The 15096-nt window shown below is 36.6% G+C and carries 15 protein-coding genes; 6 read left to right on the plus strand and 9 right to left on the minus strand.

What is annotated here, in order from left to right:
• Positions 1–60: 60 nt before the first annotated feature.
• Both ntdP and ACS127_RS18095 read right to left on the minus strand, forming a co-directional pair.
• The gene (ntdP, locus tag ACS127_RS18090; RefSeq protein ID WP_440896388.1) at positions 61–594 is read right to left on the minus strand and encodes a nucleoside tri-diphosphate phosphatase; all 534 of its coding nucleotides are present in this window, start codon (positions 592–594) and stop codon (positions 61–63) included.
• An 817-nt stretch (positions 595–1411) separates the two neighbouring features.
• Positions 1412–2098, minus strand: coding sequence for a group II intron maturase-specific domain-containing protein (locus ACS127_RS18095; RefSeq protein WP_440898180.1), 687 nt, complete (start codon positions 2096–2098; stop codon positions 1412–1414).
• 148 nt (positions 2099–2246) lie between these two features.
• Here ACS127_RS18095 and ACS127_RS18100 point away from each other — a divergent pair, with 148 nt between their 5' ends.
• From ACS127_RS18100 to ACS127_RS18110, 3 genes are read left to right on the plus strand one after another with little or no spacing between them, the layout of a single operon-like run.
• Positions 2247–3482, plus strand: a complete 1236-nt coding sequence (locus ACS127_RS18100; protein WP_440896378.1) for a site-specific integrase — start codon at positions 2247–2249, stop codon at positions 3480–3482.
• Complete coding sequence (locus ACS127_RS18105) at positions 3475–4461, plus strand: tyrosine-type recombinase/integrase (protein ID WP_440896377.1); 987 nt, start codon at positions 3475–3477, stop codon at positions 4459–4461. Before ACS127_RS18100 ends, ACS127_RS18105 begins: the two co-directional genes overlap by 8 nt.
• Positions 4442–5461, plus strand: coding sequence for a tyrosine-type recombinase/integrase (locus ACS127_RS18110; protein WP_440896389.1), 1020 nt, complete (start codon positions 4442–4444; stop codon positions 5459–5461). The genes ACS127_RS18105 and ACS127_RS18110 overlap by 20 nt, the downstream gene beginning before the upstream one ends.
• A gap of 37 nt (positions 5462–5498) precedes the next feature.
• Here ACS127_RS18110 and ACS127_RS18115 read toward each other — a convergent pair whose 3' ends face one another.
• The 3 genes from ACS127_RS18115 to mutY form a co-directional block, all read right to left on the minus strand.
• The gene (locus tag ACS127_RS18115) at positions 5499–6275 is read right to left on the minus strand and encodes a reverse transcriptase domain-containing protein (RefSeq protein WP_440896390.1); all 777 of its coding nucleotides are present in this window, start codon (positions 6273–6275) and stop codon (positions 5499–5501) included.
• Positions 6276–6760: 485 nt separating this feature from the next.
• Positions 6761–6937, minus strand: coding sequence for a gamma-type small acid-soluble spore protein (locus ACS127_RS18120; RefSeq protein ID WP_440896391.1), 177 nt, complete (start codon positions 6935–6937; stop codon positions 6761–6763).
• A gap of 71 nt (positions 6938–7008) precedes the next feature.
• Positions 7009–8067, minus strand: a complete 1059-nt coding sequence (gene mutY / locus ACS127_RS18125) for an A/G-specific adenine glycosylase (protein WP_440896392.1) — start codon at positions 8065–8067, stop codon at positions 7009–7011.
• A 146-nt stretch (positions 8068–8213) separates the two neighbouring features.
• Here mutY and ACS127_RS18130 point away from each other — a divergent pair, with 146 nt between their 5' ends.
• Complete coding sequence (locus ACS127_RS18130) at positions 8214–9194, plus strand: metal-dependent hydrolase (protein WP_440896393.1); 981 nt, start codon at positions 8214–8216, stop codon at positions 9192–9194.
• A gap of 215 nt (positions 9195–9409) precedes the next feature.
• Here the strand turns inward: ACS127_RS18130 and recX are convergent, their stop codons facing one another.
• Both recX and ACS127_RS18140 read right to left on the minus strand, forming a co-directional pair.
• A complete protein-coding gene (recX, locus tag ACS127_RS18135; protein ID WP_440896395.1) occupies positions 9410–10228 on the minus strand; it encodes a recombination regulator RecX in 819 nt (272 codons plus the stop codon).
• A gap of 102 nt (positions 10229–10330) precedes the next feature.
• Positions 10331–10639: a hypothetical protein gene (locus tag ACS127_RS18140; protein WP_440896396.1), complete on the minus strand. Its 309-nt coding sequence runs from the start codon at positions 10637–10639 to the stop codon at positions 10331–10333.
• A 106-nt stretch (positions 10640–10745) separates the two neighbouring features.
• Here ACS127_RS18140 and ACS127_RS18145 point away from each other — a divergent pair, with 106 nt between their 5' ends.
• Positions 10746–11198, plus strand: coding sequence for a helix-turn-helix transcriptional regulator (locus ACS127_RS18145; protein ID WP_440896397.1), 453 nt, complete (start codon positions 10746–10748; stop codon positions 11196–11198).
• Between the two features lie 28 nt (positions 11199–11226).
• On the opposite strand, the gene ACS127_RS18150 is transcribed toward ACS127_RS18145, so the two are convergent.
• Positions 11227–11898, minus strand: a complete 672-nt coding sequence (locus ACS127_RS18150; protein ID WP_440896398.1) for a helix-turn-helix transcriptional regulator — start codon at positions 11896–11898, stop codon at positions 11227–11229.
• 195 nt (positions 11899–12093) lie between these two features.
• Here ACS127_RS18150 and ACS127_RS18155 point away from each other — a divergent pair, with 195 nt between their 5' ends.
• Positions 12094–12339 (plus strand): DUF1450 domain-containing protein, encoded by a 246-nt coding sequence (locus ACS127_RS18155; RefSeq protein WP_440898181.1) that lies wholly within the window; start codon positions 12094–12096, stop codon positions 12337–12339.
• Positions 12340–13228: 889 nt separating this feature from the next.
• Here ACS127_RS18155 and ACS127_RS18160 read toward each other — a convergent pair.
• The gene (locus ACS127_RS18160) at positions 13229–15037 is read right to left on the minus strand and encodes a methyl-accepting chemotaxis protein (RefSeq protein ID WP_440896399.1); all 1809 of its coding nucleotides are present in this window, start codon (positions 15035–15037) and stop codon (positions 13229–13231) included.
• Positions 15038–15096 lie beyond the last annotated feature (59 nt).

Genomic DNA, 15096 nt, shown 5'->3' on the forward strand with positions numbered 1-15096 from the left:
GAAAAGGAAAAAATAACCTAAAGTCACTTAAAGGTGAATTTAGGTCATTTTTTGCTGTGGCTAATACGAGCGATACGTTAAGAAAAGCTCGTACCATCGTTCGATATGTTCAAATGAAAATGGGCCCTTTCTTTGGTGAATCATTTGTATTAAGTGATCAACATTATTCCATAAAATCCGATCTAACACTTGTGGATAGTTCATTTGCTGACGGTGAAGGTCATATTCGTCTTTATCAAGTAACGTATAAGTCATGTCCGGAAAAACTTTAATATCAAGATCATAATCAATATATTTTACCGCCCCGGATTCATATACAAAAGGTGAGCTAATATTACAATAATAGTGAATACCATCTCCCCTAAGCATACTGATCACATTAAACCAATACTTTGAATAAAAAAAACAAATAGCCGGTTCTCGAGTAATCCAATCCCGACCATCACTTTCCCTCACTTGTGTTCGATCGTTTGCACCAATCACCCGCGTGCTTGTCGCTTTTAAAATAATCGTTTCTTGCCAAGTGCGATGGAGCTGCCCATTGTGTTTATAGCTGTGAATTTTTATGGGTGAACCTTGTTCTGGGACAGCCATTATATTCTTCCTTTCTATTTCTAAAGCTATTCTCATTATAGCTTTTATTAAGCAAGAATAAAAATATTTTTACTTTTCACTAAATAAAACGAAACTTCAATCAGTGGGAGTTTTCGCTCTTCTCCCACTGAATGTTTAGTTGAGTGATTCAGGACATTAGCGTCCGTTATCTCCCGCCTAAATAAAATTACTTCTTTCTTCTATTTTGAGGCGGGAGTTTTACGGACGGTTATCTGTGATAAAGTGTAAATAAAAAACTTCTTTCAAATTATTCATCACAGAACATGACGTATATCATTAACCTTTATCTAATTAAATTTTTTTAAACTCACCTAAAAAGTGAATAAGTTAGACCTCAAATATCTAAAAACACTTAGTTCTATTGGGAAAAATGCAAGTTGAAAATCCATTTAGTCAAGTGTTTTGGGTTTGATTGATAGCCGAAAGCAGGCTAATTGAGTCATACCTTATAACACAGCTTTTGATGGGAGAAATAATCATACATAGGAATGCTCTTGTGCCATCACACTGAAAATAAATGCCCTTTTTATTCCGAATGCTAGTCCCAACACCTAAATAATCTACATCTTGTAGTTCTCTATACCTGTAGAAAGCGGATAGTCTTCAGCTGACACTTCTATCGTATGACTAAGCTAACTTTCTTATCCTCATGAGAAAGTTACAGAAAAATTAACCTCAACTAAATATATCCTGCTCAGAAATAATTCAATAGCACATTTTTATCGAGTAGAGGGAAAAGCTAAGTAGCTTTCCGCCCCTCTCACACCACCGTACGTACGGTTCCGTATACGGCGGTTCAATAGTTTGAGTGTACGAACTGGTATTGAAGAGCGATATCTTTATATCCTCTCGATGCCAGTTCTTTATCTGTCAAGGAACGATGGAGTACATAGCTACCAGATATGACCCAGTAGCCTTTTCTTGTATTCGACCATTCATAAGCTTTCCGTTTATCGATACCTAGATGAATTAGATTCTTTCTCTTTGTGCGTGGATTTTTCCACTGTTTCCAGATACATTGTCTAATCCTTCGCTTCAGCCACCCGTTTAGATTCTTCATAAATCCTTTCATTTCTCCTATGCCATAGTAGTTTATCCACCCTGTCATAAGCTGCTGGATTTCTTTTAGAATCACATCGATACTTCGTCCACGATTACGTTTGGTAATCCGTCTAAGTTTCTGTTTAACGGTTACTTTTGCTTTATAATGGGGACGGATTTGAACACCTTTCTTTGTAACGAGGAGACAGAAGCCTAGAAACTTTCGTTTCAAAGGGCTGCCCACCGCACTCTTTTCCCGATTCACTGTAAGACTCAAATCCGTCTCGAGAAATTTCGTAATACTTTTCATTACTCGCTGACCTGCTCTTTTACTTTTTACATAAATGTTACAGTCATCTGCGTAACGCACGAATCGATGTCCTCGTTTCTCCAATAGCTGGTCTAATTCGTTTAAGTAAATATTACTGAGTAACGGAGACAGGTTTCCCCCTTATGCAAAGAAAGTAATTATGCGAAGTATGTAATAGAATCCCTGAGAAATCAATAGTTACAATCAATTTACTTTGCATAATATCCGGAAATGATAATAAGGGCTTAACGCTCAAATATCATTTTTGGAGGAATGTTTCATGCAAAAGAGTCCATTGGATGAACTAATTCATGACTTGGAGAAGGAAATGTTGCGACTTGGTTATAGTCAAGGTACCATGCAGTTCTACCGCAGGAGATGGCAAATGCTCCTGCATTTCGCTCAGGATCGAGGTGAAACCTACTATACAGAACAATTAGGTATCGATTTTATTGAAAAACATTTTCAAATTCTTGAGAAAAATTTTGAGCGCAGATTATCGCAGCCAGAAACACAAGAACTGCGTGTTATCCGGATGATTGGTAACTTTCAGTTACACCGTACTATCTTACGTCGATATTATAAGCACAAGGAAATTTTGACGGATGACTATTATATTGAGCTAAGTCATCAGTTTAAGCAATATTGTGAGAATCAAAATTATTCTAAGGTAACTATCGACCACTATGTCAAACAATCAGAACGGTTTATGGATTATCTTGTCTCTCAATCTGTAAATGCGTGCAAAGATATCAACCTCACTCTGATTAATGACTATATCAAAACATTAGCTGGTTATGCCTATAAAACGGTGGAACAAGTAATTTGTTCGATACGTGCTTTTTTCCGGTTTCTTTTGGAAATTGGTGAGACAGATAAAGATTTTGCCTCAAAAACACCGATGGTCCAAGCTAGAAAACAAACTCGTATTCCGTCTGTATGGACAAAAGATGAGTTAGAAAAATTAATCGCTGCCATTGATAAAGGAAGCCCAAAAGGCAAACGTGATTACGCCATTATTTTAATGGCAAGTTTTCTGGGTTTGCGTTGTACGGATATTAAAAATTTGAAAATGGAGCACTTCCGATGGGAAGAAAAGCAGCTAGTCTTCACCCAATCTAAGACAAGAGAACCCCTATCTCTTCCCTTGACACCGGAGGTGGGCTGGGCCGTGATCGATTATCTCAAATACGGACGACCAAACATAGAAAGTCCCTACCTATTCGTCAAACACATGGCCCCGTTTGGTCCATTTTCAGAAGCCGATCATTTAAATCAACTGATTAGTAGATACATGGAACAAGCACGTATTCCAAAGTTGAAAAAACGAAGAGGTATGCATTCACTGCGACATACAATGGCTAGTATGCTTTTGGAAAAAGAAACACCGCTTTCCACCATTTCAGATATCCTGGGGCATATTGATACGAACTCAACAGCTGTCTATCTGAAAACAGACATCGAAAAGTTGAAAGAATGTGCGCTTGATTTTGAGGAGGTATCTGTCTATGAGTGATATCCAATATAAAGGTCCTTTAAAAGAACACCTTCAAAATCACGTGGAATTGAAAAAAGCAGTAGGATATAAATATGATACAAATGCTTGTCACCTTAAGCGTTTCGATCAATTTACATTGGAAAAATACCCTGATGCAATCGATTTAACAAAGGAAATTGTGTTAGATTGGTGCAGCAAAAAAACGTATGAGGCTCAGGCTAACCAATCTTCACGTGCATCCATCATGCGCCAGTTTGCGAAGTATATGGATTCTGTTGGAGCGAATGCTTATATTCTTCCTAAAGGATACTTTTCGAAAGGGCAACAATATACTCCGTATATTTATACAACGGAGGAACTTACTAAGTTCTTTACTGAAACCGAGAAATGCAAGTACTGTTCCGAATGTCCGTATCAACATCTCATTATGCCTGTATTTTTTCGAATGATTTACATGTGCGGTCTAAGATCATCAGAAGCACGACTTTTAAAATTGGCTGACGTTGACCTTGAAAACGGCATTCTCATCGTCCATCAATCCAAGAAAGATAATAGTAGAATGATACCTATGTCAAAACCTCTAACCGAACGCTGTCGGCATTATTCAGATAAGGTACACCAATTTTCAAAAGTCGAAGACTATTATTTCCCTGCTTTTGGTGGAAAACCGATGACTATAGGAAATGTATATAAGAACTTTCGCAAATTTCTATGGGGTGCCAATATTTCGCACGGCGGCAGAGGGAAAGGTCCTCGTGTTCATGATTTTCGACATACTTATGCCGTTCACTGCCTAAAAAAATGGACGGAACAGGAAAAAGATTTAACAGCTTACCTTCCGGTACTGAAAACATATATGGGACACGATACGTTTGAAGAAACCGCCTATTACTTGCGCATGACTGCCGATGTGTTTCCGAATATTACTTTAAAATTGGAAACACAATTTCCGAAGGTGATTCCGGTACTGGGAGGCGATGTGGTTGAAACCGACTGATTTTGCCAAACATCTCACGAACTTTCTTTCAAGTTACTTGCCATCCCAGAAAAATGTGAGTAAAAACACCATTCACTCCTATCGGGATACATTTAAACTCTTAATTAGGTATTGTCAAGAAACGAAAAATATACCAGCAGAACGAATAACGATGAGCGTTCTTTCGAATGGCTTACTGATAGAATTCCTAGAATGGTTGGAGAAAGAGCGAAAATGTAGCATTTCTACCCGAAACCAAAGACTTTCCGCCATTCATTCCTTTTTCCGATACGTACAGGCTGAAGAGCCCGATGGGCTCTTTCACTTCCAAAAAGTCATCGCCATCCCAACTAAAAAGGTAAAGAAAACAATGGTGGAGCACCTGACACCTGAGGCAATGAAACTTCTTTTAGAGCAGCCAGATAAACATTCCCTCAAGGGACGACGCAACCTGACACTCATGAGTGTGTTGTATGATACAGGAGCCAGAGTACAGGAACTAATTGATATTACTGTCAGGGATGTCATTTTGGAGGTGCCGGCAGTCATTGTATTAAACGGAAAAGGAAATAAAATAAGACGTGTACCTCTTATGAAAAATACGGTATCGTTGTTGGAGCACTATATTGTTGAACATCAGCTCGATAAACCATGGAAAAATGAATATCCTTTATTCTCTAACAGCCAACATAACAAGCTTACCAAGGAAGGAATAGCTTATATTATTTCAAAATATGTGGCAGAAGCACAAAAGTCTTCTACGATGATACCTGCAAAAGTAAAACCACATATGTTTCGTCATTCAAAAGCTATGCATTTATTGCAAGCCGGCGTCAACTTAATATACATTCGTGATTTCCTTGGTCATGTGGATTTAAAAACAACTGAAATCTATGCCAGAACGGATACAGAGACAAAAAGAAAGGCTCTTGAAAATGTTTATCCGGATTTGATTAATAGCGATCTACCGGATTGGAATAGAGATCAAGCGCTTCTTTCTTGGCTTTCTGAATTAAAATAAAATAGATATTATGCAAAGTAAATGGAAGAATAGCCCTTTATCCATAGGTTTTTTGAAGTTTACTTTGCATAACATAATACTTTGCATAAGGTGGTTTATGCGAAGCTTTGCATAATCCGCCTTGTGGTGTTCCTTCCTCCGATTTTTCAAAGATCCCATCAATCATGATTCCACTTAATAAATATTGTCTTATCAAGCGTAGTACTCGTTTATCCGTTATCCGTTTTTCCACAAAGTGCATTAGTTTATCATGATTTACTGTATCGAAGTAGGCTTTCATGTCCAAGTCCACCACATATTTGTACCCTTGTTCGTAGTACGATTTTGCCCGTATGATAGCTTGATGTGCACTACGTTTTGGACGAAACCCAAAACTATTATCGGAGAACGTCGGTTCAAATATGGGTTGTAATACTTGGTTTATTGCTTGTTGAAGCATTCGGTCCATAACGGTAGGAATCCCCAGCTTTCTTGTTCCACCATCTTGTTTGTCAATTTCAACCCGCAATACGGGCTGAGGTTTATATTTCTCAAGATGCAACTGTGTTAATAATTCTTCCCTATGTTCCCTCAAGTATGGAAGCAACTGGTCGTATGTCATACCATCTACTCCAGCTGCACCCTTATTTCTGACCACTTGAAGGTAAGCTTGATTCAGATTATCCCTTGACAGGATTCTTTCAAACAGATTGGATACACCATTTTGATTGTTCTTTTCACCATGAAAGGCACTATGCGCTTCGACATACCCTTCATGTTCCACACTATCTCTCTGTCGATAGCCAGATTCTCCTGTTTTCTGCAGTTCTCGCACCTTTCACACCTCCTAGACTTTCAAAATTACTATTGTTTGGTCCTTCATGTTTTGGTCCTTTCACACTACTACGACCTCTGCTGACTTCTTGTGATTCACCACGATGTCACCATCTTGGTTGTGTCGGCTCGTTATCACTCAACTTATACGTCACCCTCACAAGACCTCCCCCGGTAAGAACGAAAACTTTCCTCCCACGTAACTGCTAGATTTACTGTATAGGTTTCGGGCAGTATTGGATTTTGTCTTGTTGCGCAGACTCATCCGACCTAAGCCAGCCTTCTATCTAGTTTCTGTTCGTCAGTTCGGGAGTTTGCGTCCAGCTTCCTTCAGCCACTACCTCACGATAGCCACCTTGCCTTTCGCTAACAGTTCCTACTGCCAAGCCTGTAGTAGTCTCTCACCACCAAGCTTTCATTCATGCAGGGCGCACACAAAAAGAGCTATCGATAAATCGATAGCTCTTTCATTATTATTATTGACTGTTATTGCTTATTTTGTTGCGATTTTTTATTTTGTTGTTTGACACGTTTTGTGTCAGTCTCAGAAGCAAACTCAGTTCCATATTGTCCTTGACCTTGTTGTGCTTGCTGGTTTTGGCGTTTTACTTCCTCAGCATTTGTTTTGCCTGGGTTTTGGTTTTGATTTTGGTTTCTAGCCATTTGATATCACCTCCACAACGTTTAATGTAACCATTTTTACAGAGGCTATTCAAAAAACAACATAAAATAAATTACAATTGCTTAATGATCTTTTGATGCGGTACGGGGAAAGGATATTTGTCTAACTGTGCATGTTTAACAAGTTGTTGAGAGTTTCTTTCAAAAGCAATCGCATCTATTTTTAAATGAAAAACATCCATTGACCACGTGACGTGAGAAAAAATGTGTTTAATGGACTCTAATTGATCCATTTCAATAATATTTGTTTGAAACAATTCTTCTGCAAATGGAATTAGTAATTTTTGATCAATCTCCCCTTGTTCAACCATAGGAAATTGCCAAAGCCCTGCTAACAATCCAGTTTCAGGCCGTTTTTCAATTAAAATTTCCCCTGATTTATTTTCTAAAACAAACACATAATAAGAAAAAGACTGTTGTTTTTTATTTTTTGATTTGACAGGATATTTAGTTTGACTATTTTGTTGATAAGCTTGACAATGCGCTTGAATCGGGCAAAGTTCACATTTGGGATTTTTCGGGCGGCAGACCAATGCTCCCAATTCCATCAAACCTTGATTAAAACTTGATGGATCTTCGGTTGAAATAATTTCTCTAATCAATGCTTCAAATACCTTTTTTGTTTTAGCTTTTGCAATGTCTGCTTCAATTTCGAAAACCCTAGAAATAACACGCATGACATTTCCGTCAACAGCTGGCTCTGGAGCATCATAGGCGATACTCATAATCGCTCCCAATGTATAAGGACCAATTCCTTTAAGCTTGCTTAGCTGTTTACGATCCCTTGGAACCTCGCCATTATATGTTTCTTTTACTTCTTGAACAGCTGATTGCAAATTGCGTGCTCTTGAGTAGTAACCGAGTCCTTCCCAAGCTTTTAAAACTTCTTGTTGGTCAGCGTCTGCAAGACTATTCGGATCAGGAAATTTTTCAATAAAGTTCTCGAAATATGGGATGACTGTATCCACTTGTGTTTGTTGGAGCATAATCTCTGATACCCATACTTTATAAGGATCCTGATCTTCACGCCAAGGCAATTGACGTTTATTCTGCTCAAACCATTTAATTAAATCCGTTTGAAAAGCTTTTTTATTAAAAGAACTTATGTTCATAACTGTCACCCTTTATTTATGTTCTCGTATGATTATTAAAGTAAGGTTTAACCTGTTTAAAAAATGGCTACTAATAAGTATAGGTTATTTTTCAACTAAATTAAATGATATAGATAACTCAAAATAATTGAAAGGGGCCAGCATAAATGGATACCGGAACCCACATCGCAATGGGAATTGCCATTGGCGGAATTGCTACAATTGATCCCATTGTACAACAAGATCCGATATTTTTCAGTGCTGTTATGGCTGGAACCATCATAGGCTCACACGCACCAGATTTTGATACTATCTTAAAATTAAGGAACAATGCCGTTTATCTACGTCATCATAGAGGTATCACACATTCAATTCCATTAATGATTTTTTGGGGATTATTAATTTCAGGCGTCATTTACTTAATTGTCCCAGGTTTACCTTTTTTAAATATTTGGAGGTGGACTGCTTTAGCTGTATTTCTGCATATTTTTGTTGATCTTTTCAATGCATATGGTACTCAAGCTTTTAGACCCTTCACCAAAAAATGGATTGGTCTTGGTTTCATTAACACATTTGACCCAATTATTTTTTCTGCACATATCATGGGTTTCGTTATTTGGTTACTGGGAGCAGATCCTGCAAAAACTTTTATCAGTATTTACTGTCTACTTTTTCTCTATTACCTAAAGCGTTTCTGGCAGAAAAAAGTACTGGAAAGAAAAATTCGCCTTTCCTATTCAGATGTTGAAGGAATCTTTACCTCACCAACAATTAATCAAAAGGTCTGGCGATTAGCCGTAACGACTAAGGATAAGTTTTATGTCGCACGAGCCATTGATGGAAATATTCAAATTGTCGATATGTTTGATAGGAAGCCCGTTCCAAATAATAAATTGATCAGAATAGCTAAATCAGATCCTAACGTATCAGCTTTTTTATCCTTCTCTAAGGTGTATCGCTGGGAACAAAGAGAATATGAAAATTATACAGAAGTGAGATTTATCGACTTGCGCTATCGATCCAAGGATCATTATCCTTTCGTAGCTGTTGTTAAGATAACGAAAGATTATCGAATTCTCAAATCTTTTACAGGTTGGATTTTCTCTGAACAGAAACTTCAAGATAAATTATTAATAGAAGACATATAAACACATCCATTGTGATGTGTTTTTCTTTCTGGTTAAATAAATGTTATTCTAATCAAAAAAGGATAGATGAAATTATCAGTATTGGATCTTAATAGGATATTATTTATATTTTGCCACCATTCGAACAAGTATGTAACCGGGAAACTTGACTTATTCTAACTACCATTCTCCTTTGTCTACCTATTAATTTCTCTACTCTGATTTCATTCAGATCTTTAGTCTTTAATATATTGATCAACAAAATGCTCGATCTGATCCTGAGGGAATCCCTTTTGATAGAGCGCTCCTTTAACCTTTTGGATAAGAATATAACCTTCAGCTTTTGAACGGTATCGTTTTAAGACTTTTTCTCCTTGATAGACAAGAGCCTCCCATTCTTGCTGTTCATCTTTCTCTAATTCCTTTGTTTGAATAGCACGCTCAATGACTGAATGTTGGAAACCTTTTTGAATTAATTGCTGTTTCATTTTTAGAAAAGCTTGTCTATGTGAACGTCGAGTTGATTTCTTTGTTTGCTTATCTAACCAATTTCTAATGAGTTCTACTTGCTCAGCTTCTTCATACTGCATTAAGGCATACTCAATTTGTTCATTCACTATTCCTTTTTGAACAAGCTCCCTCTTGATTTGCTCCGGCCCTTTAAAAGTTGTTTTTATTTTCGTAGATACATAGGCTTCTGCAAAAGCTTGATCATCCAGAATCTTTTGTTCTTTTAAACGATTGACAATGATGTGAATTTGCTCTTCTTCAACTTCCTTTTCAGTTAAATAAACGATTAACTCCTTAACCGAACGCATTCGATAACTTAAGTAGCTTAAAGCTTGGTTATATGCTTTATGCAGGTTATCTTTAGCCATTAACATATCTATTGTCGGCTGATCTAATGTTTGACCTTTTTTTAATCCTTCATTTATTAGCGTTTCTTCCTCAACACTAAAAGCATACCGTTCTTCTTTTTCTGCTGCTTCCTTAATAAAAATATTATAACGATTTTTATTATTCTTCTGTGTAGCTATCCTTGTGACTTTTGACACCTAGATCACCTCTCTTGATCATTATATCATGTTAATTAGATTCAAAAAAAAGATATTATCGGCATGGATAACATCTAGAGTAAAAACTATTTTAATAGAAGATCATTTGCTATGAATCGTTATTTGACATTCATTTTCATTGATTCTTTTGGATAGTGTTGTCATTGCTTCAGCTTTTGCCTCAGCAAAAGTAGACCCGAAGCCATATCCTGTCATTATATTTTCCGATTCTAGATCTAGTGCCATTTGCCAGATCGGGATTTTCTCATCCACCTGTAAATGTAAGCAAAGACATCCAGGATAGTCAGGGAGTGTTAGTAATTCAATAATACGAATTATTGAATGTGGCATTTGTAAATTAAATCCTTTTTTGTTCCACTTTTCAATCTTGAATAGTAGACATGCTACCATTTAATCACCTCTCTCAGTTCTTAATAAGAACATTGTACTATATGTTCCTATTAAGAACAACAAAAGCCCTAAAAATGGCTTCAAACATGATAGGATAAAAAAAGTAGTGATAGTAACGATAGTGAGTGATAAAATGGCTGCCCAACAATTAGCTGCAAATATAAAATATTATCGTAAACAATATAACTGGACTCAACAACAGCTTGCTAATGAGCTGAAGATTTCACGATCCGTGATTGCAAAGTGGGAAAATGGTGATGTTTTACCTGATTTACCTGCTTTAATAAAATTAAGTCAAGTTTTTCACCAAACAATTGATCATTTGCTTGGAATGAATGAACATGCTGATCAGCTTTTAAGTGATTTTCAACAATTCTATCAAGCAAATATAGAGGAAGAATTGACGATTGATGAATCCTTCTTAGACCTAGTTAATTACTTAGTCAAAAATCCTATTTTAAAAGAACAGCTAGAGCAAGTTACTCAATTATCCATAAAGCAACAAAAGGCTATTCAACGTATGTTTGGAACTTTAGTCAATGAAATTGAAAAATTATAACTTATTTATGAAAATCCCTCTCGGAAGATTAAGAGGGATTTGTTTCTTTATTGGTTATAGAATCATTTTTAATCACATACTTACAACTCTTTCCACCTTTAGCAATACACTCCACCCTAGCAATTTGATCAGTCCCAAGCACTTCTTTAAATAATTCAAGCTCATATTGACAAGGCTTGTCATAGCAATCTGCAATGGCGGCAATAGGGCAATTAAACTGTTCGAAAGTAATACTAGATTCGTCCTCTTCTGTATCTGATTCACTAAACTCAGCCATATAGCCGTTTTCTTGCTGAACTTCTACTAACTGTCCAACTCGGTCAGCAAGGGGATCATCTTTGAATATACGACGACGATATTTCTTTCGAAGTCGTTCTTCCCGATTTTTAAAAAGCATGTCAATCGCTTCATTTCCCATACTTTCTTGAACATCTTGAAGAATTTCAACAACAATCTTATCATAACTATTAGGAAAAGTATCATGCCCCTCGACCGTTAAACTATAAAAAATAACCGGTCTTCCCATCGGTTGACGAACCGTTCTCGAAGTAATAAATTTTTCAGCTTGTAATTTAACCAAATGCTTTCTTACTGCCATCTCAGTAATATCTAAAAATTCCTTCAATCCACTTACGGACAATTCCTTATGCTTCTTTAATAATTCCATAATTGATTGCCTTGTTGATTTCTCTCTCCCCATTTATAACACCATCCCTTACCTTATATATTATCGGAAATAGATTGTGAAGTAAATAACAATCTTAATAAAATAACTATTTTTTAAACTTTATGGTCTATAATTTAATAATTTTCATGTATATTAAATGACAAAGCTCATATATTACTCTAAAATTATAGTTTAAATATATCATATTCTAGTAAAGGGGTGGGGACAATAGGCATTATAATTGTAGAAATTTGTGAAAGTAATTTACTACAAACGATTGAAACTGAACAATTATTAGAATCAGAATACCCTGAAGTTTCCGTTCTTGTCAGTGAGTGTCTTTCTTTTTGTGGGCTTTGTCGCTTTAAACCTTTTGCTTTAGTAAACGGGCGTAGAATTAGAGGGAAAAATGTTCAGGATTGTCTTGATAATATCCGTCTAGCAATCGAGGAAGAACTTTTACAATATAAATAAAGTTAACTTTTAACAGATTTTGCAGGAAAACGCCCATCAAGTGAAATTCATCTTAAGGTATAAACCGCTTTTGTAGAATTTGAAGTATTTTACACCTACACTTATACTATCTGTTATTATGGATAAAATCATATCCTTTCCTACAATATAATAAAAACGCGGCTGGGACAAAGGTAAATTAAGTCGTTTAAAAAGCGAATGATATTCAAGTAAATTGAATAAATCATTCGCTTTTTGCAAGTTAACTCTTACTCATTAAAATTTGGAGTATCTAATCGTTCCGAAAAGCAACGGGTTCGCTTTTCGCGGGGATGGCTTCAGCTAACTTGAGTAGCAAAGTTCGCTCCTCAAGTGGATCTTCAGCTCATCCTCGAAAATAAAAGACAATTTTCTTCGTGCGATGTATTGCTGACGAAGCCTTCCTTGTCCTATTCAAGCAGAAGTCTCCCCCGTTGCTTATCTTCACTTAGACAAGTCGTTCTTATCGAATAAGTAAACTTAACAGAGCAAAACCACAAGGTGAAATTGATTTTATAAGCTATTGAAAGTCAATAATTATTAAGGTAAAAGTCGCTATCTAGCAGATGAGATATGTGTAAACTCCCGTGGGAAAAGCGTGAGCTTGAGATCCACTTTGACAAGTGCTTTTTGCTTGGCAAAGTTAGCTCAAGGCAGGCTAACTTCGTCACGTCCTGTGACAACGCCTGGGACTGCGATTACTCGCCCCACCGAAAACATTTGCATGACCAACGTCCTGTACGCCTCCTTGCCCACAGGAAAGTGGAACATATCTCATCTGCGGTCATTTCCACTATATCCATATCGTGTTTGTTCGTATCTAGAATAAACTGTTTTGTTTTGCCCCAGCCTTATTTTTCATTTATCTTACTTACATTTTAAATTGTTGAACTAATTCTCTTAATTCCTTAGCCGAATCGAGTAATGTGCTTGCACCATTTGCTACACCTTCCATCGAGCTTGAAGCTTCTTCTGCTGAGGCTGATGTTTCTTCAACACCCGCTGCGGACTCTTCTGATATTGAAGCAATTTCTTGAACAGCTCCGTTCATTTTTTCAGAATCATTATTCAACTCTTCCAAGCCTGACATCACTGTTTGAACATGTGCCGTCATGGTTGAAATTGCTCCCTCAATAGCTTTAAAGCGAACCCCTGTTGCCTCAATATCCTCAGCACCTTGAGCTACTTCATTATACCCCTGTTCTAGAGCGGTGGAGACAGCTTTAGATTCTGTCTGGATCGTACCAACAATTTCGGTAATATCTACAACTGAATCCCCTACTTGCTCAGCCAGTTTTCTAACTTCATCAGCAACGACAGCAAAGCCAAGACCATGTTCACCCGCTCTGGCAGCTTCAATGGCTGCATTAAGTGCAAGTAAATTAGTTTGATCGGCAATATCTTTAATTACTGCAACAAGCCGAGAAATCTGTTGTGACTGTTTATCGAGCCCTTCCACTTTCGTCACAGCATCTTTAACAATTTGATCAATGCTATTCATTTGTTTGATCGATCTATCCATATATTCATTACCTAAATCTGTTTCTTTCAGTACATCACTTGATGACGCATTAATAGTTTCACTGCTTTTATTAATAGAACCAATCTTTTCAGCAAATTCTTTCATTGTTCCTGCTAAATCACCAGCAAAATTTGCTTGTGTTTCCGTCCCGGATGCAAGCTCTTCCATTGTAGCTGCAATTTGCTCTGTACCTGATTTTACATCATCTGCTGATTGATTTAATTGTTCACTTTGACTACTTACTAGCAGTGAGGTTTGTTTAATTGAGTCAATCATTGTTGTGAGTTGCAGTCGCATTTGATCAATTGAGCTAGTCAATCGACCTGTTTCATCATTTCCTTGGTAATAAATATCTGGTGCCGTTAAATCACCAGACGCAATGCGGTCACTCATAGTTACAACAGCTTTTAAATTTTTCGAGACATGTCGGCTAATAAAAACAATGATAATAAAAGCAACTATAAATGAAATAACCATACTGCTCAACAACATAACTTGAGCAAAATTCTGACTGGATTCTGCATTGTCAGCTGCAATATCACGATCTTCAATAATCAAATCTCGCAGATATTCTAAATAAAGTGAGGTGGTTGAAGTTAAGTTATTATAGCGATTACTGTATAGGCGCATTACATTTTCATCATCACCAGCTGTTGTCGTCATCTCTTCATAAAACATATCATCTAACTGTTGATTATGGTTGAGAACTTCATTATACAATGAATTCTGCTGATCTCCACTGATCTGTTCATCTAAATAAGCAAGTCGTTCAGAAATCTCTTCATTTTTTGCTTCAAAATCCTTTAAGTGACTTTCATTTCCAAATTGTGCATAGCCCATCGCCGATAAACCTTTTGATTGAATCAGATCACTTAATTCAGTTGTTAGGATCGCTCGATCAGCTTGAACATTTAATATCTTCATATCTTCTTGTGCTTGCCTAATTGAAACTGATACTAAAATGGTTGAGGTAACAAGTAATATAAATATAAATATAAGTACAGATCCATATTTCCAACCGATCGATAAATTATGTAGGTCAAATTTCCTGGTTTTTTTCTTATTCAGCTTATCAGGCTTACTTTTTCTTTTGAATCTTTTAAAAAACTTGATGGTCCTTGGTTTCTTTTCTTTCTTTTTTTTAAAGCGCTTGATCATCTTGGTGGCCTCCTCCTAAAGCGATTTCATATTATATCTGTTAGTTTATCAAATAGACA

Origin of the sequence: Amphibacillus sp. Q70 (assembly GCF_052055485.1) — a bacterium.
In the GTDB taxonomy this organism is placed as follows: Bacteria; Bacillota; Bacilli; order Bacillales; family Amphibacillaceae; genus Amphibacillus.